The organism is Phycisphaerales bacterium, assembly GCA_016699835.1.
GTDB lineage: Bacteria > Planctomycetota > Phycisphaerae > Phycisphaerales > UBA1924.
In genome coordinates this window covers 1,050,742-1,075,861 of the sequence record CP064987.1, presented here as the reverse complement: position 1 = coordinate 1,075,861, position 25,120 = coordinate 1,050,742, and the positions used below count along the sequence as shown (strand labels likewise).

Sequence of the window (25,120 nt, the reverse complement as noted above, 5' to 3'; positions counted from 1 at the left end):
CCTTCATCATCTTGTGGAACAGGCGTCCCGCCTGTTAATGCCGTTTCTACACACCCTTGACGCGCATGAGCGACTCGTACAACTCATCATCGATGCCAAGGTACTCGCGCATGTGCTTGTCGTAGGTGTCGCTATCTTCTTCGCGTGAAAGGTCCAGGCGAAGTTCGTTGATGACCTTCGTCCCCTGCGAGATCCACGCGTTGAAGGTCTCCTGCGAGATGTGGTCCTTGATCCATTCGCCGACGGGTCCCTTGAAGGGTGGTCGGGCCATCTGGTGCCCGGGCTTGCCGGTTCGACCGCACACGAACGTGCCGCCGCTGGCGCCCGCCGCGGGACCCTTTGCCTTGACCTCAGGTACCGTCGCCCCAATTGCCGCAAGCAGTTCGCCCATCGCCTTCTGGGGCAGTCGATCGCCGCGTTCACCGGCCGAGACGTAACCCGCGGTCAGCACCTCGGCGGCCTTCTCGGTGTCGCCGACCTCGACGAGGGCCTGCCCCGCGAGTTGATAGGCCTTGCTCATCGCCGGGTTGAGGGCGGTGCAGCGCGTGAAGGCGTTGGCGGCGTCACGATGACGCCCGGCCTGGGCATAGGCCTGTCCAAGGCTGAACCACGCCATGTCATTGGTCGGGTCGGCCTCGGGGCGGACCATGGTCTCGAACTGACGGATGCGATCATTGACGTCCATGGACCAACCCTAGGGGCGTGCGGAGCACGGCACCATATGGGTTGCAGTCGTTACGTCTGCAACACTCCCGTCTTGAACCCGGCTGAGTAGTCCCACCCCTGATTCGCCGCATCGAGCGCCGCGATCAGTTCGTCGCGGGTCTTCTCCGGCTCGATCAACCGATCCACCCACCCCCGGGCGGCGGCGTGGCGGATGTCGGCCTGCTCCGTGTACGCCGCGTGGATCGCGCCATAGATCGCCTTGTGCGCTTCCTCGTCGATCGTCTCACCCTTGCGTTTCCGGCTCGCCTCCTCGATCGTCGTCAGCACGCCCGTCGCCTGGTTGGCGCCCATGACGGCACACTTCGCGTTGGGCCAGGCGAACGACAGGAACTGATCGAAGGCCCGCCCGCACATCGCGTAGTTCCCCGCGCCGTACGAGCCACCCATGACGACGACGATCTTGGGCACGATGCAGTTGCTCATCGCGTTGACCATCTTCGCCCCGGCGCGGATGATGCCGCCCTGTTCGCTGTCGCGCCCGACCATGAAGCCGGTCGTGTCATGGAGGAAGATGATCGGGATCTTGCGCTGGTTGCAATCCATGATGAAGCGGGCGGCCTTGTCCGCCGAGTCGTCATAGATCACGCCGGGCATGTTCACGCTCTTGGTGGGTCCGGCCTTGCCGCCCGCCATGGTCTTCTGGGTGAGTTTCTTCTGGTTCGCGACGATGCCGCACGCGTGCCCGCCGATGGTGGCATAGCCGCAGACGATCGATTGCCCGTACTCGGCCTTGTACTCGTCGAAGTCGGTGGCTTGAGAGTCTCCGAGAGCCTTCGCATCCACCAGGCACGCGATGATCTCTTTCACGTCGTACTGCGCGCCAGGCTTATCGGTGAAGGACGACGTGATGCCCGTGGCCGGCCGGGCGGGTGATGCAGACGAAGGCATCTCGGCATCTCGGCATCTCGGCATCGAGGCGTCGGAGTACTTCGCGACGAGCGAGCGCACGCGCTCGATGCACGCCTCATCATCCTTCTCTTTGAAATCGATCGTCCCGCTGATGCTCGCGTGCATCTCGGCCCCGCCGAGTTCCTCGTCCGTGATGTCCTGTCCGATCGCCGCCTTCACGAGCGCGGGCCCGGCGAGATACAACCCAGAGCCTTCCGTCATCAGCAGCGTGTCGCAGAGCACCGGCAGATATCCGCCCCCGGCCACACAATACCCCATGATCGCCGCGATCTGCGGGATGCCCATCGCGCTGATCACCGCGTTGTTCCGGAAGATCCGCCCGAAGTCGTCGGTGTCCGGAAAGACGTCTTCCTGCAATGGCAAAAACACACCCGCACTGTCCACCAGATAAATCAATGGCAGGCGCGCCATCATCGCGATCGTCTGCGCCCGGATGATCTTTTTGCACGTCATCGGGAAGAACGCCCCGGCCTTCACCGTCGCGTCGTTCGCAATGATCATCGTTCGGCGACCGTGCACCACGCCGATGCCCGTGACGACACCCGCGGCTGGCGCCCCGCCGAACTCGCCATACATGCCATGCGCGGCCCACAACCCAAGTTCCTGGAAGCCTCCGGTACCCCCACGCTCCGCGTGGGGCGACTTCGAATGGTCAGGATCCACCAGCCGTGCAACCCGCTCACGGGCCGTCAGCCGCCCCTTCTCGTGCTGGCGTTCGATGGCCTTCGCCCCGCCCCCCTGGCGGATCTTGAACTCATCGATGAGCATGCCATCGGCGAGGTCTCGGAGCATGGAAGGGCTGCTGGAAGACTGAGAGGTCGTGGCGGTGCGGTTCACGTTCGGCGTCTCCGGAGTGTGTGCAGATGAAGGCTACCCCTTTCCGCACCAATGAGGTTGTTGTTTTATGCAGGGTGTGCCAGTCGCACGAGTTCTGGCATCTTGCCTCATTCAAGACCATTCCAGCCACGCCCGATGTCCATGAGCCAACGTCCATTTGTGCGTTTCCATCCCCCGGGCACGTGGTGCCCACAGAGTTATCGAGGTATCCCAGATGCGAATCACCGTCAGCCGCAAGCTCTATGCCCTCTCTCTAGGCGGGGTTGTCACCTCGGCGGTTATCGGGTCCATTGGGATCTCCGCGTTTCATGACTCGGAAGCGGCGCTCAAGAGCGTGGTCATGGCGACCCCCGCCCTCCGGAATCACATGGAGGGAGACATGATGCACGACGCGATCCGGTCGGACGTGCTCGCGGCCATGCTCGCCGCAAGCCCCGAGGACGCCGCTTCGGCCAAGGAGTCGCTCGATGAGCATGCCTCGAACTTCAGGCGTCTCCTCGCGGAGAATCGCGAACTGCAACTCTCCGGCGACGTGGGGGCCGAGCTCACCAAAGCCGCGCCCCTCCTTGAGTCCTACATCGACGCCGCGGAAGGCGTGGTCTCGCTTGCTTCGACCGAGCGCGCCCGTGCCGAGTCCCTGATGCCCAAGTTTACCGAATCATTTGAGCACCTCGAAGTGGAACTCGGAACGATATCTGACCTGATCGAGAAGACCGCCAGCGACGCCCAATCCGCCGCGGAGGCGACCATGGCCCGCGCCCGGGCGTTGATCATCCTCGCGGTCACGCTCATGAGTGTGGGCGCCCTCGCCGCCGCATTCTTCATCGTGCGTTCAATCACGCGTCCCCTCGCGGCCTGCCGCGAACTCCTGGGGCGTATGGCGGCGGGAGACTTCACGGGCAGGCTGACTGTCCGTTCGAAAGACGAGATCGCAGACGTCGCGATCAGTTGCAACGAGACCGCCACACGCATGGGCGAACTGATCGCCCAAGTCACGCGCTCCGCGAGGGAGGTGGCAGGCGCCGCCCAGGAGATCGATGAGGCCATGGAGGAGTCCACGGCCTCCGCCAAGGAGCAGTCCCAGGGCGTCAACCAGATCGCCGCCGCCATCGAGGAACTGTCAGCGTCCGCCATCGAGGTGGCCCGCAAGGCCGAGACCGCTTCGGGGCGTGCCACCGAGTCCGGTTCGGTCGCGGGCGAGGGCGTGAGCGTCGTGAACGAGACCATCGATCAGATGCAGTCCATCTCCAGCGTTGTCATACGCACCTCCGAGCTCGTGACGGAACTGGGCAAGCGAGGCGTGGAGATCGGCGAGCTCGTCAGCGTCATCGACGACATCGCCGATCAGACGAATCTGCTGGCGCTGAACGCCGCAATTGAGGCGGCGCGCGCCGGCGAGCACGGGCGCGGCTTCGCCGTCGTCGCGGACGAGGTGCGCAAGCTCGCCGATCGCACCCAGAAATCCACCGCCGAGATCGGCGAGTCGATCCAGGCTATCCGCCATGAAACCCAGCGGAGTGTGGAGGAAATGGCGACGGGACGAGCCCAGGTCCAGACCGGCGTCGAGCGCGCGACCCAGGCGGGGGAGACGCTCCAGCGCATCGTCAGGGCCGCGAGCGACGTGACAGAGAACATCCGATCCATCGCCGCTGGAGCCGGAGAGCAGCGAGCCGCGAGCGATCAGATCAGCGCGACGATCCAGGAGATCGCCTCGATCTCGTCGTCGTCGGCCGAGGGAACGGCCCGCACGAGGCGCATCGCCGAACTCCTCGCGTCCCAGTCGCGTGAACTCGTCGAGGCCGTCTCGCGGTTCAAGATCGCCTGAGCCGCGACGCGGTCTGCCGCCGGAACAAGCCATCCACACCTAGTGGCTCGCACCATCTCACGGTCGCTCGGCAACAGCGCGCTCGCCAGAAACGACCGCCGATCGTCTCATCGACCCGTATGTGATCCGCTTCGTATCGGTGAACTCGAGCTCGATCGACCTCTTCGTGCGCTTGTTGCCGTCGCAGCCGCGCCACTGCCGATCCTCGTTGCGGATCTCGCTCACGCTTGTGGCAGGACTACCCCCTCCCCGAGGGGGATGTCGTGATAGACCCGCCCGAACACGCCTCGCCCTGCATGCGGCGACTCAGGCTGCTCGACGTCGGGCCGATGTCCCAAGTCGAGGTCTGCGCCGGCCTGAAAAGACGGTTTCGCACACTAGCACCAGGCGATTTCCAAAGGATTCCCAGCATGCGCATCTCGGTCACCAAGAAACTCTACTTCCTCTCGCTCGGCGGGATCTGTGCCGCGGGTGTTATCGGGACCATCGGGATGTCCGGCTTCGGAGACTCGAAAGACTCGCTGGACAGCGTGGTGAACACGACGGCGGGCCTGCGACACCACCTCGAGGGCGACATGATGCACGACGCCATCCGGGCCGACGTGCTCGCGGCCCTGCTCGCCTCGACGCCCGAGGAATCCAAGGCCGCGATCGACTCGCTGCAGGAGCACGCCAAGTCCTTCAAGGAGGCACTCTCGGCGAATCGTCAACTGCAACTCCCCGAGGAAGTGGGGCGGACCCTGACCAGGATCGCGCCCGCGCTCGAGGACTACATCCGCGCCGGCGAGGAGCTCGTCTCGCACGCCGCGACCGATCGCGCTAGGGCCCAGGCGGATCTCCCCAACTTCATCACGGCCTTCGAGAATCTCGAGGTACTCCAGGGCTCGGCCTCGGATCTCTTCGAGAAGGCCGCGAACGACGCGCGGGAATCCGCGGAGTCCACGCTGGCGCACGCGCGATCATTGATCCTCGTCGCCATCGGTGTGATGGGCGTGGGCGCTCTCACGGCCGCGTATCTGATCGTCCGCTCGATCACGCGCCCTCTGGAGTCGTGCCGTGAACTTCTCGCGAACATGGCCGCCGGTGACTTCACTGGGCGTGTGACCGTCGGCACCACCGACGAGATCGCCGACCTGGCAAAGAGTTGCAACGAGACGGCGATCCGCACCGGCGAACTGATCACCCAGGTCACCCGCGCCGCGCAGGAAGTCGCCCGCGCCGCCCAGGAGATCGATTCAGCGGCGGACGAGTCCACCCACTCGATCCGGCAACAGTCGCAGGGCGTGAACCAGATCGCGGCCGCTATCGAGGAGCTCTCGGCGTCGGCCATCGAGGTCGCCCACAAGGCGGAGTCCGCCTCGGGCCGTGCCGCCGAGTCGGGCTCGGTCGCGGGCGAGGGCGTGAACGTGGTGAACGACACCATCGAACAGATGCAGTCGATCTCGCACGCCGTGACCCGGACGTCGGAACTGGTCTCGGCCCTGGGTCGGCGCGGGCAGGAGATCGGCGAGATCGTGGGCGTCATCAACGACATCGCCGACCAGACGAACCTGGTGGCGCTCAACGCCGCCATCGAGGCCGCCAGAGCCGGCGAGCACGGCCGCGGCTTTGCCGTCGTCGCCGATGAGGTGCGCAAACTCGCCGATCGCACGCAGAAGGCAACGGCCGAGATCGCGCACTCGATCACGGGCATCCAGACCGAGACGCAGCGCAGCGTCGAGGAGATGAAGACCGGGAGTTCGCAGGTCGAGATCGGCGTCGAGCGGGCGACCCGGGCCGGGGAGACGCTCCATCGGATCGTCCAGGCCGCGAGCGACGTCTCCGAGAACATCAGTTCGATCGCCGCGGGCGCCGGAGAGCAGCGTGCGGCGAGCGATCAGATCAGCGCCGCGATCCAGGAGATCGCCGCGGTCTCGACGTCCGCCGCGGAAGGCGCCGAGCGCACGACGCGTGCCGCCGAGACGCTGGCGTCGCAGTCCAGCGAACTCGTCGAAGCGGTCTCGCGGTTCAAGGTCGCCTGATCCAACTCGCCATGGAGGCTCAGACCGCGGAGCGATACGAGCCACGGTCTTGTGGCAGGAGGACCTTTGCCAGGGCACTTGCCACAAACGCCCGTCGATCATCTCGGAGCATCGACCCGAAGGTGATCCGCTTCGCGTTGGTGATCTCGAGCACGATCTGTTTCTTCGTGCGCTTGTCGCCGTCGCTGTCGCGGTACTGCCGGTCCTCGTTACGAATCTCGTTCACGCCCGTGGCGTCGAATCGCTTCGTGAAGCCGATGGATCCGATCCCGGTGAAGACCTTCCCCTCGCCGCCCCGCACGCGGACCTCGGTGTGCCCCATCATCGACGTGAGAAGCGCACCGATCATCGCGGACCCGATCAGGATGAACGGCGTGAGGAAGAGCCACAAGAACAGCGTCATGCCGACGCTCATCGTCGAGCCGTTCATCTTCGGTGCGGGGAACCAACTGGGCTGGGCGAGGCCCAGGTTGTGAAGCGTCGCCGAGATCACAAGCGCCACAAAGATCGAGACGATGCCGTTCCAGAACGCCGAGATGAAGAGCAGACCGAGCGTTGACCCCAGCGATCGGCACGACGCGCCCACGCGGAGTTCGAGACCGTCGTCGCGATACCAGGCGCCCGCTGGTGGATTCGTGATGTCGACATTCGGATCCAGCGGCACGCTGCTCGCCTGACCCGAGAGCGACGTCGTCACGTTGCACGCCCGACAGAAGGCAACATCCGTGACGACGTTCACATCCTCCGATGGGATGGTCTGATGACACCTCGGACACGTCGGCGTGTGCGCGAGCGACGAGACCGCTAGGGCGTTCATGCGGGACTGGAGTTTCTCTCGAATCCCCATGCGTGAAGAATCTCGTGGACGCAAGTCATTGTCCAGCATGGCTTTGATATCGATCATTCTCCGTTCACACTCCAAACTGTTGACGAACGTTTGGGTTCTGGTATCATGTTTATGTCAGGCTCGCGTCCAGCGTCGCCCCTGACCGGTTTTTGGATCATGGTTGGTCCAAGGCCGCCTCACGCTGGGTCCGTCCAACCGCGTCCGTTCCGGCGGCCGTAGGGAGGGCACCCAAGAAGGGAGGGGCCGGCATGGCCTCGAACACAGCAACAGAGTCGAAGTCCGCGCGCGCACCGAAGAACGACGCCCCCAAGGTCGAGATCAAACTCGAAGACCGGGCCAAGCAGCAGGCGCTCGACCGGACGCTCCAGCAAATCGACAAGACCTTTGGCAAGGGCGCCATCATGCGGATGGACGAGGACGCCTTCCTCGCCATTCCCGGCATCTCCACGGGCTCGATCTCCCTCGACCTGGCCCTGGGTGGCAAGGGCGTCCCGCGTGGGCGCATCGTCGAGGTTTTCGGACCTGAGTCCTCCGGCAAGACGACCCTCGCCCTGACGATCGCGGCTCAGGCCCAGAAAGAAGGCGGCGTGGCGGCCTTCATCGACGCCGAGCACGCCCTCGACCCCTCCTGGGCCCGCAAGATCGGCGTGAACATCGACGAACTCCTCGTCAGCCAGCCCGACTCGGGGGAGCAGGCGCTCGAGATCTGCGAGATGCTCGTCCGTTCCAATGCGGTCGATCTGATCGTGGTGGACTCGGTGGCGGCGCTGACGCCCAAGGCCGAGATCGAGGGGGAGATGGGCGACGCGGTGGTGGGGCTCCAAGCCCGCCTCATGAGCCAGGCGATGCGAAAACTGACCGGCGTGATCGCCCGATCGAACTGCACCGTCCTCTTCATCAACCAGATTCGCGAGAAGATCGGCGTGATGTTCGGCAGCCCCGAGACCACGACCGGCGGACGCGCCCTGAAGTTCTACTCCTCGGTCCGAATCGACGTCCGTCGCACGGGCGCTCTGAAAGATGGCGAGAGAACCATCGGCAGCCGCACGCGTGCCCGCGTCGTCAAGAACAAGATCGCCCCGCCGTTCCGCGATGCCGAGTTCGACATCATGTACGACGAGGGGATCTCGGCGTCGGGCGACCTGCTCGATCTCGCCGTGGCCTGCGACGTCGTCGAGAAGTCGGGCTCGTGGTTCAGTTACAAGTCCACGCGCGTCGGGCAGGGACGCGAGGCGGCGAAGCAGTTCATCAAGGACAACCCGGATCTCGCGAAGGAACTCCGCCAGGCCGTCCTCGCGATCCGCGGCGCCCAACTCAAGAACGCTCCGGCGAGCGCGGCGATGGACGACGACGAAGAGCCGTCGGACGAATAAGACATGACCACGCGCCGAGTGCGAGTCGGCGCACCTGAACAACCACATGACCTCGTTCACAGGCCCCGCTCTAGGGGGCCTGTTTTCATGGGCGGGTATGGGCGCGGCGTGGGTGGTGGGGGTGCACAAAAAAACGACGGAACGCGCTCGTGCGCGTTCCGCCGCCACAGAAAGGAGATTACACGGATTCGATGGGCGAGCGCCCAGCGGGCGCGTGGCCCGTGATTACTCGGTGGGGAGGTCGGCCGCGTCGGAGGCGTTGGTGATGGTGCCGTTGGTGGTGGAGGAGTCGGACGCGGCGATCTGCTGGGCCTTCTCGAAACTGGCCTGGGCGAGGCGGTCCTTGCCCGAGTCCTGATAGATCATGCCCAGGAGCATGAAGGCGTCGGCGGTCTGCTCGATGGCGAGAGCCTGACGGACCGCACGCTCGGCATTGGGGAAGTCCTTGGTCTCGCGGGCGTGCAGGCCACGGAGCAAGTAGCCCTCGGCCCGACGCGGCGCGAGCGCCACCACGCGGTTCGCCGCCGAGCGAAGGTTCGAGAGGTCGTTGACGAGGTAGCAGGCGTTGCCCAGGGCGATCCACGCCTCGGCGTCGGCGCTGCCGACGTGGTCGTTGGTGAGCGTGAAGAGGATGTCGCGCGCCTGGACGGGGCGATCGGTCTTGATGAGGCAGGTCGCCTGGAGGAGTTTGAGGTCGCGACGCTCCTTGAAGGCGTCGTTGGACATGAGGCGGGCGAGCGTGGTTTCGGCGCCGGCGTAGTCCTGGGTCTGGACCTGGGCGCGGGCGAGGTCCTCCTGGATACCGTAATCATCAGGGCTGAGCATGCGGGCGATCTCGAAGAAGTCGGCCGCCTTGTCGTAGTCCTTCTCGATCATGGCGATGTGCCCGAGCGTCTGGCGGACGCCGGCGTTGTGCTCGAAGGTGTTGAGACGCTGCGTGAGGAAGTCCTTGGCCTCGAGCATGCGGTCGAGGTCCATCATCATCTCGGCCGCGGCGATCGCGTACTGCGGATTCTCCGGGTCGAGTTCGACGGCCTTGGTGTAGAACGCCAGCGCCTTGTCCTTCTGCGCGAAGCGCTCGTGGAGGACGCCCAGGAAGTACTGGGGATCGACGGCGTTGGGATCGATGGCGACGGCGTTGTTGAAGGCGAGGCCGGCCTCTTCGAGTTCGCCCTGCTCCATCAGAATTCGCCCGCGCAGCACGTGCGATTTGGTGACGGAAGGGTTGAGTTCGAGGGCGATGTTGACATGCTTGAGAGCCTTGTTGAGATCGCCGGCGAGGAAGGCCTGGTGCGAGGTCTGCCACTGGGTGGCGGCCTTGATCGCGTCCATCTTCAGTTTGGCGCTGCTCACGTGCTGGGCCGTGGAGGCGCCGTGTCCGGAGCATCCGACGAGCGAGCCGGTGGCAAGAATGGCGGCGACGAGAATCAGCGAACGGGTCTTCATAATCGGTGTCCTTTTCTTGTGTTCGTGTCGTGTGTCGGAACGAAAACGCGGGAGCGTCTCTCGACGCCCCCGCGTGTGTCATGTGCGGGAGTGCCGAGAACTCAGTCGTTGGAGTTCATCGACAGGCGCGAGGCCGGGGTGAAGGAAGAGTTCTCGGAATTCCGGACGATCATCCAGCGGAACATCCCCGACGTGGCTCCCCGGGGGAGGGTGTCGGCGAGGCGACGCAACTCCGTGCTGTCGACCTTGCTCTGGGGCTCGGGAGCCGGCTCGACTTCCGGGGCGGCGTCGAGGTTGAACTCATCGAGGTTCGGCTCGAGGCCCTGATCGCTGGCGCTGGTCTCGATGCGGACGCCGCTCGAGGGATTGGTGTTGTTGGACTGCGGCGCGGGGGTGAAGACGGACTGATTGTCCGGGTTCGCTGCGGGCGCGGGCTGCGCGGGAGCCGGAGCCGGCGCGGGCTCGACGATGACGTTCATGGACCCGTCGGTCGGCTCGTCCCAGTTGTTGAAGTCCTCGGGCTGGGCGGACGGCTCGTTCATGGGAACGGTGACGTTGGCGTTCTGCCCGGGGTTGACGTGCCAGAACTCGGCGACGTCGAAGGGAACCGGCTCGCCCGAGCGGACCTGGGTCTCGCCGCGGCGGAGGATGCTCTCGCCATGGATGATCTCCTCGAGCATGCTGCGCCCCGCGGAGGTCTTGACCTGGCCGGTGACGCGCTCGCGGAGAGCCATGGCGTCGGCCTGGACGGGGTTGAGCGCGAGCGAGGAGGAGAGCTTCCAGTTCGCCTCGTCGTTCTTGCCCTCGCGGAAGAGGCGCTCGGCCTCGACGTTGCGGGCGGCGCTCATGCGGTCGCGGCTCCACGGAAGGACGCCGTTGCGGGCGCCGGTGCGGGCGCGATCGGCGAACTCCATGCCCCGAGCGCCCATGTCGGCGAGGGTGGCCTCGTTGACGATGCTGGGCGTGATAAGGAAGATGATCTCGTTGCGCTCGGTCACGTCGTCGTTCCCGCGGAATGCCGCGCCGATCCACGGGAGGTCTCCGAGGAACGGAATCTGGCGACGCGTGGCGGTGGTGGACTCGCGGAAGAGGCCGCCGAGAACGATCGTCTCGCCGTCGCGCACGATGACGTTGGTGACGAGTTCGTTGGTGATCTCGTCGGGAATCGTGACGGTCTGCCCGCCCGAGTCCTGGACGTCGCGGATCTGTGCTTCCGAGACCTGCGGCTTGAGTTCCATGCGGATCTTGCCGTCGTTGCTCACGAAGGGGCGGAAGTACAACTGCGTACCAGTGTCAAGGAACTGCACGGTCTGGGTCGTCGCGGTGTCGGTGGACGTCGTGCTGACGTAGCCGACCTTACGACCGACGAGGACGCGGCTGGGCATGCGGTTGAGGGCGAGCAACTTAGGGTTGCTGAGGATGGTGGTGTCGGTGACCTCGTCGAGGACACGGATGAAGGCCGAGACGTCACCGTTGGTGATGCCGAGCTTGAGGGTGTTGGCGCCGCTGGTGCCGCCGACGCTGCTCACCAGGCCCATGCCCTCGCCGTCGGCAGTGGAGCCGGCATTGGTGGCGTCGGACTGCAGGGCGTTGACGACCTGGAGTGGCGCGGCGAAGTCGGCGAAGTCGATGTCGCCGACGAGGGCGAAGTCGACACCGAACGCGTTCTGCTCATTGAGGCGGGTCTGGAGGATGGTCGCCTCGACGAGAACCTGGGAGGGAGGCGTGTCGAGTTCGGCGAGACGGGCGAGGATCTCGTTGACGTTCTCCTCGAAGTCGGCGACGAGCAGGGTCGCGCCGTGGGCGAAGTTCTCGCCACCCGTGGGGCCGTCGAGTGAGCCGAAGGCCTCGACCTTCCCGTTGGACTTGATGGAGCCCTTCTCGCTGAGGAGCGAGGAGACGAAGTCGGCAGCATCGACGGCGCTGAGGTAGTTGAGGCGGATGACCTTGCTGGTCATGACCTGGTTGGCCTTCTCGATTTCGGTCAGTTCCTGGAGGGTGTAGACATAGACGAAGTTGCCCTTCTCGATGTAGCCGAAGCCGTTGGCGTGGAGGATGGCATCGAGGGCCTCGCGGAAGCTGACGTTGTAGAGGTTGGCGGTGACGCGAGCGGAGACGTTCTTGCTCGCGATGATGTTGCGCTGGTTCTGCAGCGAGAGCATCTGGAGGACGTTGCCGAGATCCTCGTCGTTGACGTGGAGGTCGATGAGAGCGTCCTCGCCGAAGTTCGTGCCCTTGACGCCCTCGGTGGCGGCGGGGGGAACGCTGGAGGCGTTGCCGCCCGTCGGCGCGTTCTGCGCGAGGAGGGTGGTGGGGGTGCCGGCGAGTGCCGCGAGAGCGAGCGTCGAGACGATCGCTCCACCGGTCACGCGACGAGCCGCGTTCTCAAAGCCATTGTGCGAGCCCTTCTTCGTTGCCATGGAAATCTTCCTATCTGAACTTGGGAAACGATCGTGACGGTCGGGCCCACTGCCCGGACGTTGACTGCGTTGTCGGGACCTTGGCAAACGGACCAAGGAACCCGGCCTCTCATTCGTCGTCGTTTCACACCCCCGACTTTGGCCCGAGTTTTCCTGTTCCCCCGGGAACGCCTCTGCGGCATCAATATCCCGGTTGGGCTATCCGTCGCAAACCACACGACCGTTGCGAGCGGCACAGGCTGACGCGCAGGTTGTGCGCGGGGTCGATCTCCTTGGAGTTCGCACAAAGTGCGCGAGACCTACTCCCTCGATCCGAGATCGGATCCAGGGTGAGGATCATCGCGAAACCGAGTTTGAGAGTGATGTCGTACGCGTGGATCACTTCACGGGCACGTCAATCCGACTCACTCGCCCTTGGGCGTGTGATGCGAGGCCGTGGTCGATGAGTCCTTGGGGTCAGTGGCCACGGGCGCGCTCTGATCGGGATCGGCGTAGGCCTGGCGCGGCACGCTGGTCACAACCCGCAACTTCAGCCAGATGACCAGGGCGAAACTGAGCGTGCACGCGATCGCCGTCGTCATGAGGATCCCTCGCGAGGAGGACCTCGTGTTTGGGCTGTGCTGCTGTCCGCTGGTCATGTCTTCGCCTCCGCCGACTGTGTGGTGACTCGTGCTCAACGCTTCTCGACGGTGACGCGTCCGGTGTAGGCCTCGACGTGCACGCGATAGGTCTCGCCCGAGCCGGTGATATCCAGATATCCGTCGCCCGCCGCCACTCCGGTTCCCGCGCCGGTGATGGGGCTTCCGATCTCGTCGAAGACGAGGGTGGTAGTTCCGCTAAAATCGGCCCCAACGATGTTGGAATCGCCGTACTCCGAGTTGGTGAAGTCGCGGGTCTCGAGGGTGTTGGTCGCGATGTCGATCGCGCCGCCCTTGACCTCGACGATGCGATAGGTGCTGGGTGTGGTCCCGACCATCGGCGTGAAGACGACGGCGCGGCCTGTCTGGTACGCCAGCGAGTCCGACTGCGCGACGGTGATGTCCGCCACGACCTGGCGAACGGCGGCCTGCACCCGCAGGATGTTTGTCTGCGAGAATACGGGCACAACCATCGCCCCGGCGATCCCCAGGATCGTCACGACGACAAGGACCTCGACGAGGGTGTAGCCGCGCCTCGCGCCAAGGCGACGTGTGCGAGACGAACCGGCGTGTGTGCGAACTCCCATGACTCCCCCCTCACTCCCCACGCCGGACGACGCCACCGGATCGGCCGATTACTTGCCGCCCTGCGCGTCCGTGCGGATCTCGATCCGCGATTCCGGCTTGATCTGTTTCTCGCTCTGGTTGCCCGCGTCGGCCTTCTTGTCGTCGGGCATCTGCGGCATCGAGAGCACCTTCACATTCAGTCCCGCACGCATCGTCGCCTCGATCCGGTCGAGACGCGACGACATCGAGCGGAGTTCGTTGATCATCTGCTTCCGCTGCTCGGCGGCACTCACGCGACCGCCGTCCACGTCGTCGGGCTGGCCCACGCCGACGTACGGCTGGGCGATCGCGACGGAGCCGGAGAGCGCGGTGTGGTCCGAGGGCACAAGTCCGTTGAACGCCACCAGGCCGAGGAACAGCGCGTTCGCCGTCAGCACGGCGTTCAGGTACGTCCTCGAGGAGGCGCGGGCGGGGTTGGTCGTCTGATTCGGGGCGTTCATGGATGTGGTCCTTCTGCACGGTTCTGGAGTTCGCCGCGACAACCGCGGGCCTCGATGACATCGGCGTTCTCGGATCGCCCATGCAGGGAATCCGTCGCGAATACACCGGCGTTCCATGGGGTTATCCGGACTATCACGGCTTCGGATAGGCCTGGTCCAGCCCGTCGAATCCACCCGCCCAGACGCGCCCGGTCGTCGGATCGAAGATCCAGCCGTGGGTGGTCTGATAGGCAACGTCCGGCGCCGTGCCGAAGATCACGACTCGAGCCGCCGAACTGGGCACCCAGTAGTTGTGGGGGACCTCGCGGAGATACGTGTTGGAGGTGTTGGTCATCAGTTCACCCCAGGCGGCCTGCCCGTTGTCCTCGATGATGTTCGGCCACAAGTTCCCGTTTCGGATGTAGTACACGTCGATCGCGCGACGGATCTTCGTGAGCGAGTCGATGGTCGCGGTGCGTCCGGCCTCTTCGGTCGCGTTGGCGAACTGGGGGACGACGAGCGCCGCGAGGATCCCCAGGATCACCACGACGATGAGAATTTCGACCATCGTGAACGCTCGGCGCGCCATGGCTCGGGGGCCACGCGTCATCGATCGTCCGTTCATCATGTCAACGCACATCGGGACTCCTCCATCGATCACTCGCCTACGGGCGCTCCGTGATCGTTCCACTCGGCTCGTCGAAATAACACGCGCCCAATCGACCTGTCTGAGGATCAAAGTGCCATCCGTGGCCCGGAGATGCAACCCGCGAAACGTCCGAATGCCCGTTCAACGGGTTCTCGGGCGCTCTCTCCAGAAAACCCCGCTCGATCAGCGGCTTCCAGCCCGATCCGAGCAGGTCCGGATATCTTCCCGACGCGTCGCGCGCCCGATAGAGATCGATCGACTGCTGGAGCGATTCGAGCGAGCGTTGGAGTTCACCGATGCGGCGATCCTCGCCGGCGCTCGAGAGTTGCGGCATGAGCACAGCGCCGAGCGTCCCGATCATGAGCACCAGGAGCAACGCTTCGACCTTGCTGAACATGCGTCCCCGGCTCGTGCCTGCCATCATCGCTCCCCAACTTCCAACGCTCTGGCGACCGTCGCCGGACGTAGGACCGGCTCATTCCACGCGCAACCACGCGCGAGTGCACGCGCGGTCCCATGTGGTGGATCGGTCTGCACGTTCGTCGAAATGAACAGGGATAGATGGGCCGCGGCGGGCGGTGACGCCTGGGAGGGCGTTCGATTCACTCGCGTCCGAGAAGCGGTCGATCAACGAGATACGCCAGCGCGTTCGGCGCGAGACGTGCACGTGTGGCGTCATCGAGGTCCCAGAACCCGACGATGCGACGCCGGCACGTGTCGCACCCGCATCGGCACTCCATCGCCCACCCGCGCTCGCCCATCGACGTGGAATAGTCCCACGACAACTCCTCGCCCGAGTGGATCTCGCGGAGCGCGACCAGCCATGGCTCGTGTCGCGGCATGCCGCCGTTGACAAAGCCGAGATTCGGCTCGCAGCAATGGTTCAGGAAATGGTCCACGCCCGTGTGCGACTCGTCATTGCAGAGATACCGGTCGCGATCCACCTGCATGGACCAGTGACGGCTCCAGTCGACCTGATCGCGGTGGAGCACTTCGCCCCGCATCTGGATGACGCGCGTGCCGAGCGGGATTCCGCGCGTCGCAAAGAGCCCCTGCCCGCCGCTCGGCGACAGCCGCACGCCATATGGCAGGTCCTCTATCAGTCCTGGTACGGATTGCGGGTGTGGTCGCGGCATCGCGAATACTTGGCGTTCCGCGGGGCGTTCGCAACCGACAGGACGATTGGTTTCGCGGTTCACGAGTCCTCGCCCGACTACCCTCCGCCATGGAAATCTACCTCGACAGTGCCAGCCTCAACGAGGTCAAGCAGGCCCACGACCTCGGCGTGCTCGACGGCGTCACCACCAACCCGACGCTCATCGCGAAGGAGGGCGTGAACTACACCAAGCGTCTCGCCGAAATCTGCGGGGTCGTGAAAGGCCCGGTCTCGGCCGAGGTCATCGCTACGGATTCGGCGGGTATGCTCAAGGAAGGCCGCGAGCACACGAAGATCGCGCCGAACATCGTCGTGAAACTCCCCAGCACGATCGACGGGCTCAAGGCGTGCAAGATCTTCAGCGACGAGGGAATCAAGACCAACATGACGCTTTGCTTCCAGTCGCTCCAGGCGATGATGGTCGCCAAGGCCGGGGCGTTCCTCGTCAGCCCGTTCATCGGCCGACTCGACGACGTGGGCGAGGAGGGCATGGACCTCATCCGCTCAATCCGCACGATCTATGACAACTACGGTTTTCGCACGAAGATTCTCGCGGCATCGATCCGCCACCCGAACCACATGCTCCAGTGCGCTCTCGCCGGGGCCGATGTCGCGACGTGTCCCTTGAGCGTGATCCAGCAGTGCATGAAGCACCCTCTGACGGACATCGGCCTGGAGAAGTTCCTCGCCGACTATCGCAAGGCGTTCGGATGATCAAGCACGATCGGCTATCCGAGCCGACCTTGACTACTTCTCTATCGCCCCTGTTTCTCTCGATTGCTCGCGCACAACAACACGTGCCTTGGGTACCCCCACGCTCCGCGTGGGGTCTTGAAGTGCTCAGCCCAGACGTCAGTTTCAGCGAGGAACTTGGCCCTACACCTGCCGCGCCATCACGCACGGGTAACCGACCTGACCCCCACGAGATGGATCACTGTCCACGCCGCGTCGTACGCCGACTCGAGTCTGTGAACGCGATACCCAAGCCCGGCAAGGTATGACTCGATCGCTCTCGCGCGTGACTCGGCCGCGTCGCGGCTCGACGTATCAACCTCGATGAGCAGCCCCGGGGCTTGCTCACGCAGCGTGCGTTCCGCGCCTCGCAAAGCCGCCAGTTCGGCGCCCTCCACATCAACCTTTATTGCGCCGATTCGATCGAGCCTCCCCGCAGTAAACTCGGCGTCGATCGTCGTGCATTTCACATCGATCGAGGCGTACGCATCGGGGACGCTCGCGTAGGCGTCGAGCGCCGCCCCGCCGGGATGACGGGCGAGCGTGAGTCTGGCAGTTCCCGGGGAGTCGGACACGGCTCGTCCATCCACGCGAACGAGTGGCGCGACTCCATTCCACTGGGCGTGGCGTTCGATCTCTCGTGCGAGCCGTGGCACGGCCTCATACGCGACAACGAACTTCCCTTCGCGGGCCGCCAGGAGCGCGAAGAAGCCAATGTTGGCGCCGACATCAAGCACGCACGCGTCGCCAACGCCTCGAACAAGATCCACGAACGCACGCTGCACGGCCTCTTCATTGCGCCCGGATGTGTAGTCGGCGCTGGCGAATCGGAGCGATAGCCGCAGGCCCTTGCCCGGGCCATTCTCGACGACGACGGGGCGTCGTGTTCGCCACCAGCGACAAACGCCGCTGATTGTGCCTCGCAGGCGACGGATCACGTCGAACGTCCCGCGAGCGAGGTGTAGAGATCGACCCACCACGCCGAGACGATCCGCTGGTCGAATCGCTCGCGCACGATGGCGTGGGAGCGATCGCCGAAGGAGCGTCTCATGCCCGCGTCACGCACGAGAGAGACGACCGCCCTGGAAAGTGCCTCACCATCGGCCCGCGCGACGAGTTCGCCGCTGCGCCCCGGCTCGATGAACTCCGTGAGCGACGGCAGCGCGAACGCGGCAACGGGGAGCCCGGCGGCCATCGCCTCGAGCGGTGCAAGCCCGAAACCCTCGCTGAGCGAGGGAAAAACCATGAGGTCGCACGCCGCGAGGATGGTGGGGACATCATCTCGAGGACCGAGGAATCTGGCGTGATCGGTGATGCCGAGTGACACCGCGTGAGACTCGAGCATCGCGCGGTCGGGCCCGTCGCCGACGATGACGCCCGCAGCATCGAGACCTACTGCACGACACGCGGCGAGCGCATCCAGGAAGAAGTTCACACCCTTGCCGGGCACAAGCCGCGCGACGTGGACGAGGACCACGGATCCAAGGCCGAGACCATGTGCTTCGCGCCACGACCGTCGTGTGCCCGCGTTCATCTCAGGAAATCTCGTCAAATCAAGACCCGGATGCCTCACGACGCGAGACCCAACCGCGACGCGATGCGCGTCGAGCCAGGGCGTCCAACTCGTGAGCGCTGAGTTCGAGACGGCGACGATCGAGTGGACGGCACGCCGCGAAAGCAGCCCATCGGCCCGATCGAACGCACGTATGGCGAACGAGCGTGTCGGTCCTGGTGCCTCGGCATGGAGCGAGTTCACGACTGGACGCCCACTCGCGGCGAGATACCCGGCGCGGCGATCCGAGCCGGTGTTATTCGTGTGGATGACATCAATACCAAGCGAACGGACGAGCGAACGAAGGCGGACAATCGCACCGGGGGCGTCCGACCCTTGGCGTACGTTCAACGGATGCACCGAGCAACCGAGATCTTCGAATCGCGCCCGGAGTTCGAGATCGGTCTTGACGCTCGCGACATGGTGCTCGATCGCGCCCGGCGTCATGCCCGAGATGTTGCGCAGGAGGAGTTGCTGTCCGCCGCCCATCGCGAGGTCGGGCATGACGTGCATGACACGCACGGCGCTGCTCACGCGAACCCCCGTCTGGCGCGAAGCGTCGCCTTCTCCTTGGAGAGCGGGAAGAAGAGTTCACGCCCGTCGAAAAAATGTGCAAGAAACCGCTCGTCGAGCACGCCCCAGTCCGGCTCGCCCGTGATGCTCTCCATCTGCGTGCGATGCTCGGCCAGTGCGCGACGCTTGCGCGTCAAGTGTGCTCGTACATCGACCGACACCACAGGCTTACTCAGGAGCGCCCTCGCGATGCGCACCATCGACCACACAGGACCGGCCCCGCCGGAACGCGGACGCCACGCGCCGAAACTCCAGAACCACACCGGGTATTCGAGAACGGGCACCGTGATCTCATCCGTGGCGAGCATCTCACCCACGAGCACGCCGAGCGTTCGGTGGTCCGCGTGCCGATCGATCGGGCTGGGCGAGATGATCTCCGCTGGGGATCGATCACGAAGTATCGCAAGCAACGCCGAGCGGATCACGTCTCTGTTGTTGTCGGTCTCGCCATCGGGCACGCGGAGATGGAGCAACCGATCCTTGGAAACGCCCAGTCGTGCCGCACCATCAACGCTTTCTTGCTCTCGCATCGCGACAAGAGCCTCGCTGGCGAGTTTCGTCGACTTGTGCGACTGCCGCCCATCGGTCACGATCACAATCGTCACCTCTGATCCTGCGGCTACTTTCAACGCGGCCGTGCCCCCGGCCCCGAGCACCTCATCGTCCGGGTGTGGTGCGATGATAATGCAGGATCGCGAGCCTGTCTCCGAGGTGATGTCCCTGGCGCGGGCCGAGAGAAGGCGCCGAAGTGCCGTGAAACACGCCGACTCGATGGAAGAGAGCAGAGACATCGTCGGCGATGGTATCGGCTATTGGGAATGGACCACTAGACCGCGACGATCTTCGGTGAAAGACCCATCGAGCGGACCTGTTCGCTGATCTCGGGGACATAGATCGGGTTCATGATCACGATGTGATCCGGGCGAACACGAGTCAGCGCCTCGGGCCCGACGATCTCGTGCCCGGAGCCGGCCATGAACTTGCCCTGACGGAAGGTGTTGATGTCCACAACGCACGAGACCTCGTCGCGCAGGCCCAGCGTCGTCAGGAACGAGACGCCCTTGCTCCCGCTTCCCCACACGACGGTCTTCTCGCCCCTGGCGTGGGCGGCACGGATCGAGTCGCTCCAATACCTCGCGACACGCGACGCCGTCTCGCCGAACGTCTTCACGCCAGCGCGTAGCCTCGCCATGTCGTCCTCGAGGGGCAGTCTCGCTTTGGTTTCCGTATCAGAGGGAACAGCATCGAGGATGATGTACTGGTTCGCGTACTCCACGCTCAGGTACGTCACGTCGAACCCGGCCTTGCGGAACAGCCGCGCGAGCGAGCCCGGACTGAAGTACGTGCAATGCTCGTAGTACATGTCCCAGAAGGCGCCCTCCTCGAGTTCGCGGAGCACCTCGGGGAGTTCGAAGAAAAGAATGGTGTCCTTGCGATCGCCGATGGTCGCGCGGATCGATCGCATGAACTCCAGCGTCGGCTGGATGTGCTCCAGCGTGTGCCGGCAGGCGATGAAGTCCGCCTGGAGATGGGCGAACTTCGGCCCGTAGAAATCAATGATCCACTCGATACGATCGGCCGCGGGGCTTGTCAATCGACTCGGTGTGTATCCCGGATCGATCCCGATGCCGCGCCCGCCGGATTCCTCGCACAGGGCGCACAGCCACTCGCCCTTGCCGCAGCCGATCTCGAGTGCGACCTTGTCGCCGGCGAGGTCATATCGATCGGCGTACCGCTTCGCGAGTTCGCGGGCGAACTTGTTGAATGTGGCGGAGAACCCCTGGCTCTCCTCGAACTTCTGTGAATACTCCGAGTTCGCGATGTCGTATCGCGTGTTGGTGATGAAGCCGCAGGACTCGCAGAAGCCCAGGCGCAGGTCGCCCGTGTGATAGTCGCTCGCCTCCTTCGCGGAATCGAGCAGGATCATGCTATGGCATGGAATCCCGTGGACCTCATAGAAGATGGTGAGCCCCTGGTGCTCGCAGTTGGGGCACTGGGCCGCCGCGTCGTGGTGGACGTCGAAGCGCGGGCCGGTGTTGTGCGTGGATCTCGACATGATGGCTTAGACGATCACGGGGCTTGGAATCGGTACGATGAAGCGTCCACCCTGCTTGCGATACTCGGCCTGCTGCTGCATGATCTCTTCCTTGAAGTTCCAGGGAAGGATGATGCAGTAGTCGGGCTTGCGCTTGAGCAGTTCGTCCTGGTGCAGGATCGGGACGTGCACGCCGGGCATGAACTTGTTCTGCTTGAAAGGGTTCTTGTCCACGCAGAAGTCGATCTGGGTGTGGTCGGCGCCGAGGAAGTTGAGCATGACGGCTCCCTTCGCTGCTGCGCCATACGCCGCGACCGTCTTTCCCTGGCGACGGATGTCGGCGATGAGGCTCCGCATCGTCTCGCGGATGCCATGCACGCGCTGGGCAAAGCCGCGGTAATACCCGGGCTTGTCCATGCCCAGATCGCGTTCCTCGGCGAGGATGTTCTTGACCGAGTCCTGCAGGTTCTTCTTCTTCCCGCCGTAGTACCGGAGCGAGCCACCATGCGTCGGGATGCGCTCAACGTGGTTGAGATAGAGCCCGTTCTTCTCGAACATGTAGGTGACGCTGGTGGCGGAGTAGTAGCAGAGGTGCTCGTGATAGATCGTGTCGAACTCGCACTTCTCGATGAAGTCGCGGAGATAGGGGTTCTCGACAGAGGTCGTACCGTCGTCCTTGAGGAGCATGCCCATGCCCTTGACGAAGCCGTTGGTGTCGGCGACGTGGGCCATGACGTTGTTCCCGATGACGACGTCGGCGCGTCTTCCCTCGTTCACGAGTTTTTGCGCGAGGTCCACGCCGAAGAACGCGCACATCGTCGGCACGCCGATCTTCTCGGCGGCCTTGCACGGCTCCGGAGCGGGGTCGATGCCGAGCGCGGGCACGCCCGCCTCGACGAAGTTCTTGAGCATGTAGCCGTCGTTGCTCGCGAGTTCAATGACGAGGCTGTTCATGTTCAGCCCGCGCGATTGGATCAGGTGCTTCGCGTGGTTCTTGCAGTGGGCGAGCCACGCGTCCATGAACGACGAGAAGTACGGATAATCGGCGCCGAAGATGATCGACGGGTCCACGGTCTCGGTGATCTGGACAAGTTTGCTCTCCGGGGCGAAGATGAGTTCGAGGGGCCACATCGGCTCCTTCACCTCGCCCGAGCGGATCTTGCCGAGCTGCTCCTTGGTGAGCAGCGCGTTGATGTGCGGCATCATGCCCAGGTCCACGACGGGCTCCACGCCGACCTCGCCGCTGATGCGGCAACGGACGCGCTTGCATTTCTCGACGAACGCGGGAGTGAACACGGAGGCGGTATCGGCGGCCATGGGGATCCTTGGGTTCGAAATCAGTCGGTGGTATGGTGACGTCTGAAGATTGTGGTGGCACAGGCGAGACGCCTGTGCCACGAGGTCGAGTAGAGACTATCGGGTGAATCGGAACGACTCGTCGAGTTGCCCCTCCTTGAGGAGCGCCTTGAGTTGCCCGATCCGTTTGTAGCGATCGCCCTCGAACTCGTCGAGGGTCACGCCGACAGCCTTAAAACTGTCGTGCAACTCCTTCGCGGCGGCCTTCGCCGTCCACTTGGGCGCCCACTGAGGGAACGTGCTCGTGAACTTGTCGCAGTTCGCGCGATAGTTCCGCTTGTCGGGGGAGCCGCCCTCGGCGAAGGATACCTCGGAGTTCGGCACGGTCGCGTGCACAATCTCCGCGATCTCGCGGACGCGGTAGTTCTCCTTCGTCGCGCCGACGTTGAAGGCCTGGTTGTGGACCTTCTCCTTGGGGGCTTCCAGCGTCGCGACGAACGCGCGCGAGATGTCCTCGATGTGCACGATCGGGCGCCACGGCGTGCCGTCGCTCTTGATGTGCACCTTGCCGGTCGTGTACGCCCACGCGGTCAGGTTGTTGAGGACGAGATCGAAGCGGATTCGGCACGACACGCCGTACGCCGTCGCGTTGCGGAGGAAGACCGGCGAGAACGAGTCCGTCGCAAGTTTCGAGACCGCCTGCTCGGTCAGCACTTTCGACTCGCCATACGGCGTCACGGGGTTGAACGCCGACGACTCATCCACCGGCGCATCGCCCGCGGCACCATAGTTCGAGCACGACGACGAGAAGATGAACCGTGAGACCCCGGCCTTGCGCGCGAGTTCGGCGAGACGTGCGGACGCGTGATAGTTGATGTCATACGTGAGCGACGGGTTGAAGTCGCCCAGCGGGTCGTTCGAGAGGCCCGCGAGGTGGAGGATCGCGTCGAAGCCCTCGACGTCCTTCAACTCCGAATCGCGGATGTCCTTCTGGATGTTGCGGACCTGGGGCAGTCGGCTCGCCGGTCCATACGTCGAACGCCGGTAGAGGTCGCTGTCATAGCCGACAACCTCATGCCCGCGCGATTGGAGCAGCGGCACAAGCACGACGCCGATGTACCCGAGATGACCCGTGACGAGAACTTTCATGAGAACCCCCAGAGCGAACGGAACGTGAATGGTGAGTCGTGAATCGTGAGTGGTGAACCGGAAGGTGAGTGCGATGTCTTTAGGCCCAGGTCTTCCACGGCGGATTGCCCGCGTCCCAGAGATCCTGCAGGAGTTTCTTGTCGCGGAGCGTGTCCATGCACTGCCAGAACCCGGTGTGCTTGTAGGCCATCAGTTGCCCGTCGCGGGTGAGGCCCTCCATCGGCTCCTTCTCCCACTGCGTCGTGTCGCCCTCGATGTAGTCGAAGATCTGCGGCTCGAGCACGAAGAAGGCCCCGTTGATCCACCCCTCGGCGGTCTGCGGCTTCTCGGAGAAACTCGCCACGCGATCGCCATCGAACTCGATGTGCCCGAAACGAGCGGTGGGGCGGACGGTCGTGACGGTGGCGAGTTTGCCATGCGACTTGTGGAACGCGAGCAGTTTGTCGAGATCGACGTCGGCGACCCCATCGCCCCACGTGAGCATGAACGTGTTGTTGCCGATGTAGGGCTTGAGCCGCTTGATGCGCCCGCCCGTGAGCGTGGGCAGCCCAGTGTCGATGAGGTCGAGGTTCCAGTCGGGAACCTGCGCGTCGTACTGCTCGACCTTCCCCGAGCGGAGGCTGATCCGCATCGATCCGGCGAGCGACGCGTAGTCGGTGAAATACTTCTTGATGTAGTCGCCCTTGTACCCCAGCGCGATCGCAAAGTCCTTGTGCCCGTACCGCGCGTAGTGCATCAGGATGTGCCAGAGGATCGGCTTGCCGCCGATCTCGACCATCGGCTTGGGCTTGATCTCGGTCTCCTCGGCGAGGCGAGAGCCGACTCCACCGGCAAGAATGGCAACCTTCATGAAGCGGTCTCCTGCGCGCCCATGTGCGACGGGGGCGGCGTGGGCAAAGGGCGTGTTCCGAACAACCGCCGGCGAACCCGGCGCGCGATCCGACCTGTGAGATACGACACGCAGCGGACCCGCTCGCCCAGCGACGCCTCGCAGCGTGCGAGCGTGCCGGCGATGTGCAGCGCCGATCGGCACGCGGTCCCGATCCCGCCCGCTTTCGCGCGAGGGTCGAACCACCGCAAGAGTTCCGCCGCAGAGTTCTTCTCGAACGCCGCCGCGAACTGCCCCTCGTGGAATCGCACCGAGAAGAGATACTCGGGCACCACCACAAGCGACCCGCTCAGCAGCAACTCCGCGAGAAAGTACCGATCCGACCCCACAAAACTCGCGATGAGCGGTGTGCGGGCGGCGGCGTCGCGACGCATCACCCCCCACACGATCGTCGGATACGCCATCTCCATCGCCGCCCGGAACCGCGCGGAGGGACGATCCGACGGCACACGCGACTCATATCCATCTCGCGACCGCACCTCGCCCGAGTCATCGATCGAGTTTGTGTTCGTGTGCGCGAGCACAGCCTTGGAATTCTCGCCCAGGGCCTTCACGCACGCCTCCAGAAACGTCGGCGCGAACTCATCATCGTGCGCACACCACTTGAACAACGCGCCGGATGTCTGCTTGAAGGCGAAGTTGAAGTTCGGAGCCGCCCCGATGTTCTCGCTGTGCCGGTGGTACCGGATGCGTGAATCACCGGCCGCGGCCTCGCGTCCGATCGACTCCGTCGCGTCCGTCGAGGCGTTGTCGCTGATGAGCAGCGTCCAGTCGCGGTGCGTCTGCGACCGGATGCACTCCAGCGCGCGAGGCATGAATCGCGCGCCGTTGTACACCGGCATCGCCAGCGAGACATGCGTCGAGTTGGACGAACCCCCGGACATCCACACCTTTCTGAAAATCCCTAGAACGCGCACAGCATCCGAGCACGAAACGTTCGTGCGTTGTACGGGGTGTTCGCCGACAAGAGCAACCCCGGAAGGATACCGCAGAAGGATCGG

Annotated in this window: 23 protein-coding genes; 4 read left to right on the top strand and 19 right to left on the bottom strand. The window is 64.5% G+C overall.

Features of this window, described 5'->3' with window-relative positions; all coding sequences use genetic code 11:
* Positions 1-46: 46 nt before the first annotated feature.
* A complete protein-coding gene (locus tag IPK69_04490) occupies positions 47-685 on the bottom strand; it encodes a Fe(2+)-trafficking protein (protein QQS09886.1) in 639 nt (212 codons plus the stop codon).
* Positions 686-735: 50 nt separating this feature from the next.
* Positions 736-2,427 (bottom strand): acyl-CoA carboxylase subunit beta, encoded by a 1,692-nt coding sequence (locus IPK69_04485; protein ID QQS09885.1) that lies wholly within the window; start codon positions 2,425-2,427, stop codon positions 736-738.
* A 259-nt stretch (positions 2,428-2,686) separates the two neighbouring features.
* Between IPK69_04485 and IPK69_04480 the strand changes: the two genes are divergently transcribed.
* Positions 2,687-4,297 (top strand): methyl-accepting chemotaxis protein, encoded by a 1,611-nt coding sequence (locus tag IPK69_04480; GenBank protein ID QQS09884.1) that lies wholly within the window; start codon positions 2,687-2,689, stop codon positions 4,295-4,297.
* A 410-nt stretch (positions 4,298-4,707) separates the two neighbouring features.
* Positions 4,708-6,318, top strand: a complete 1,611-nt coding sequence (locus IPK69_04475; GenBank protein QQS09883.1) for a methyl-accepting chemotaxis protein — start codon at positions 4,708-4,710, stop codon at positions 6,316-6,318.
* Positions 6,319-6,337: 19 nt separating this feature from the next.
* Here the strand turns inward: IPK69_04475 and IPK69_04470 are convergent, their stop codons facing one another.
* Positions 6,338-7,222, bottom strand: a complete 885-nt coding sequence (locus tag IPK69_04470; GenBank protein QQS09882.1) for a hypothetical protein — start codon at positions 7,220-7,222, stop codon at positions 6,338-6,340.
* A gap of 191 nt (positions 7,223-7,413) precedes the next feature.
* Here IPK69_04470 and recA point away from each other — a divergent pair, with 191 nt between their 5' ends.
* Complete coding sequence (recA, locus tag IPK69_04465) at positions 7,414-8,538, top strand: recombinase RecA (protein QQS09881.1); 1,125 nt, start codon at positions 7,414-7,416, stop codon at positions 8,536-8,538.
* Between the two features lie 225 nt (positions 8,539-8,763).
* Here recA and IPK69_04460 read toward each other — a convergent pair whose 3' ends face one another.
* The 8 genes from IPK69_04460 to IPK69_04425 form a co-directional block, all read right to left on the bottom strand.
* A complete protein-coding gene (locus IPK69_04460; protein QQS09880.1) occupies positions 8,764-9,984 on the bottom strand; it encodes a tetratricopeptide repeat protein in 1,221 nt (406 codons plus the stop codon).
* Positions 9,985-10,085: 101 nt separating this feature from the next.
* Positions 10,086-12,404 (bottom strand): hypothetical protein, encoded by a 2,319-nt coding sequence (locus tag IPK69_04455; GenBank protein QQS09879.1) that lies wholly within the window; start codon positions 12,402-12,404, stop codon positions 10,086-10,088.
* A 404-nt stretch (positions 12,405-12,808) separates the two neighbouring features.
* Positions 12,809-13,042, bottom strand: coding sequence for a hypothetical protein (locus IPK69_04450; protein QQS09878.1), 234 nt, complete (start codon positions 13,040-13,042; stop codon positions 12,809-12,811).
* A gap of 35 nt (positions 13,043-13,077) precedes the next feature.
* Entirely contained in the window at positions 13,078-13,629 is a 552-nt protein-coding gene (locus IPK69_04445; protein ID QQS09877.1) for a prepilin-type N-terminal cleavage/methylation domain-containing protein, read from the bottom strand.
* Between the two features lie 48 nt (positions 13,630-13,677).
* Positions 13,678-14,109 (bottom strand): hypothetical protein, encoded by a 432-nt coding sequence (locus tag IPK69_04440; GenBank protein QQS09876.1) that lies wholly within the window; start codon positions 14,107-14,109, stop codon positions 13,678-13,680.
* 133 nt (positions 14,110-14,242) lie between these two features.
* The gene (locus IPK69_04435) at positions 14,243-14,716 is read right to left on the bottom strand and encodes a prepilin-type N-terminal cleavage/methylation domain-containing protein (protein ID QQS09875.1); all 474 of its coding nucleotides are present in this window, start codon (positions 14,714-14,716) and stop codon (positions 14,243-14,245) included.
* A 37-nt stretch (positions 14,717-14,753) separates the two neighbouring features.
* Positions 14,754-15,134, bottom strand: a complete 381-nt coding sequence (locus tag IPK69_04430; GenBank protein QQS09874.1) for a type II secretion system protein — start codon at positions 15,132-15,134, stop codon at positions 14,754-14,756.
* A gap of 205 nt (positions 15,135-15,339) precedes the next feature.
* Positions 15,340-15,873 carry an SET domain-containing protein-lysine N-methyltransferase gene (locus tag IPK69_04425; protein ID QQS09873.1) on the bottom strand — a complete coding sequence of 178 codons (534 nt, stop codon included), beginning with the start codon at positions 15,871-15,873 and terminating at the stop codon, positions 15,340-15,342.
* Between the two features lie 89 nt (positions 15,874-15,962).
* Between IPK69_04425 and fsa the strand changes: the two genes are divergently transcribed.
* Positions 15,963-16,607 carry a fructose-6-phosphate aldolase gene (gene fsa, locus IPK69_04420; protein QQS09872.1) on the top strand — a complete coding sequence of 215 codons (645 nt, stop codon included), beginning with the start codon at positions 15,963-15,965 and terminating at the stop codon, positions 16,605-16,607.
* Between the two features lie 179 nt (positions 16,608-16,786).
* Here the strand turns inward: fsa and IPK69_04415 are convergent, their stop codons facing one another.
* The 8 genes from IPK69_04415 to IPK69_04380 all read right to left on the bottom strand — a co-directional run bounded on the left by IPK69_04415 (position 16,787) and on the right by IPK69_04380 (position 25,003).
* Complete coding sequence (locus tag IPK69_04415) at positions 16,787-17,563, bottom strand: FkbM family methyltransferase (protein QQS09871.1); 777 nt, start codon at positions 17,561-17,563, stop codon at positions 16,787-16,789.
* Entirely contained in the window at positions 17,560-18,711 is a 1,152-nt protein-coding gene (locus IPK69_04410; protein QQS09870.1) for a glycosyltransferase, read from the bottom strand. The genes IPK69_04415 and IPK69_04410 overlap by 4 nt, the downstream gene beginning before the upstream one ends.
* Positions 18,708-19,541 (bottom strand): PIG-L family deacetylase, encoded by an 834-nt coding sequence (locus IPK69_04405; protein ID QQS09869.1) that lies wholly within the window; start codon positions 19,539-19,541, stop codon positions 18,708-18,710. Before IPK69_04405 ends, IPK69_04410 begins: the two co-directional genes overlap by 4 nt.
* Positions 19,542-19,576: 35 nt before the next feature.
* Positions 19,577-20,806, bottom strand: a complete 1,230-nt coding sequence (locus IPK69_04400) for a methyltransferase domain-containing protein (GenBank protein ID QQS09868.1) — start codon at positions 20,804-20,806, stop codon at positions 19,577-19,579.
* Positions 20,807-20,812: 6 nt separating this feature from the next.
* Positions 20,813-22,102, bottom strand: a complete 1,290-nt coding sequence (locus tag IPK69_04395; GenBank protein ID QQS09867.1) for a class I SAM-dependent methyltransferase — start codon at positions 22,100-22,102, stop codon at positions 20,813-20,815.
* Positions 22,103-22,198: 96 nt separating this feature from the next.
* A complete protein-coding gene (locus tag IPK69_04390; protein QQS09866.1) occupies positions 22,199-23,230 on the bottom strand; it encodes an SDR family oxidoreductase in 1,032 nt (343 codons plus the stop codon).
* 79 nt (positions 23,231-23,309) lie between these two features.
* A complete protein-coding gene (gene rfbF / locus IPK69_04385) occupies positions 23,310-24,080 on the bottom strand; it encodes a glucose-1-phosphate cytidylyltransferase (protein ID QQS09865.1) in 771 nt (256 codons plus the stop codon).
* On the bottom strand, positions 24,077-25,003 hold the full coding sequence (locus IPK69_04380) for a glycosyltransferase (GenBank protein QQS09864.1): 927 nt from the start codon (positions 25,001-25,003) through the stop codon (positions 24,077-24,079). The genes rfbF and IPK69_04380 overlap by 4 nt, the downstream gene beginning before the upstream one ends.
* Positions 25,004-25,120: the final 117 nt, after the last annotated feature.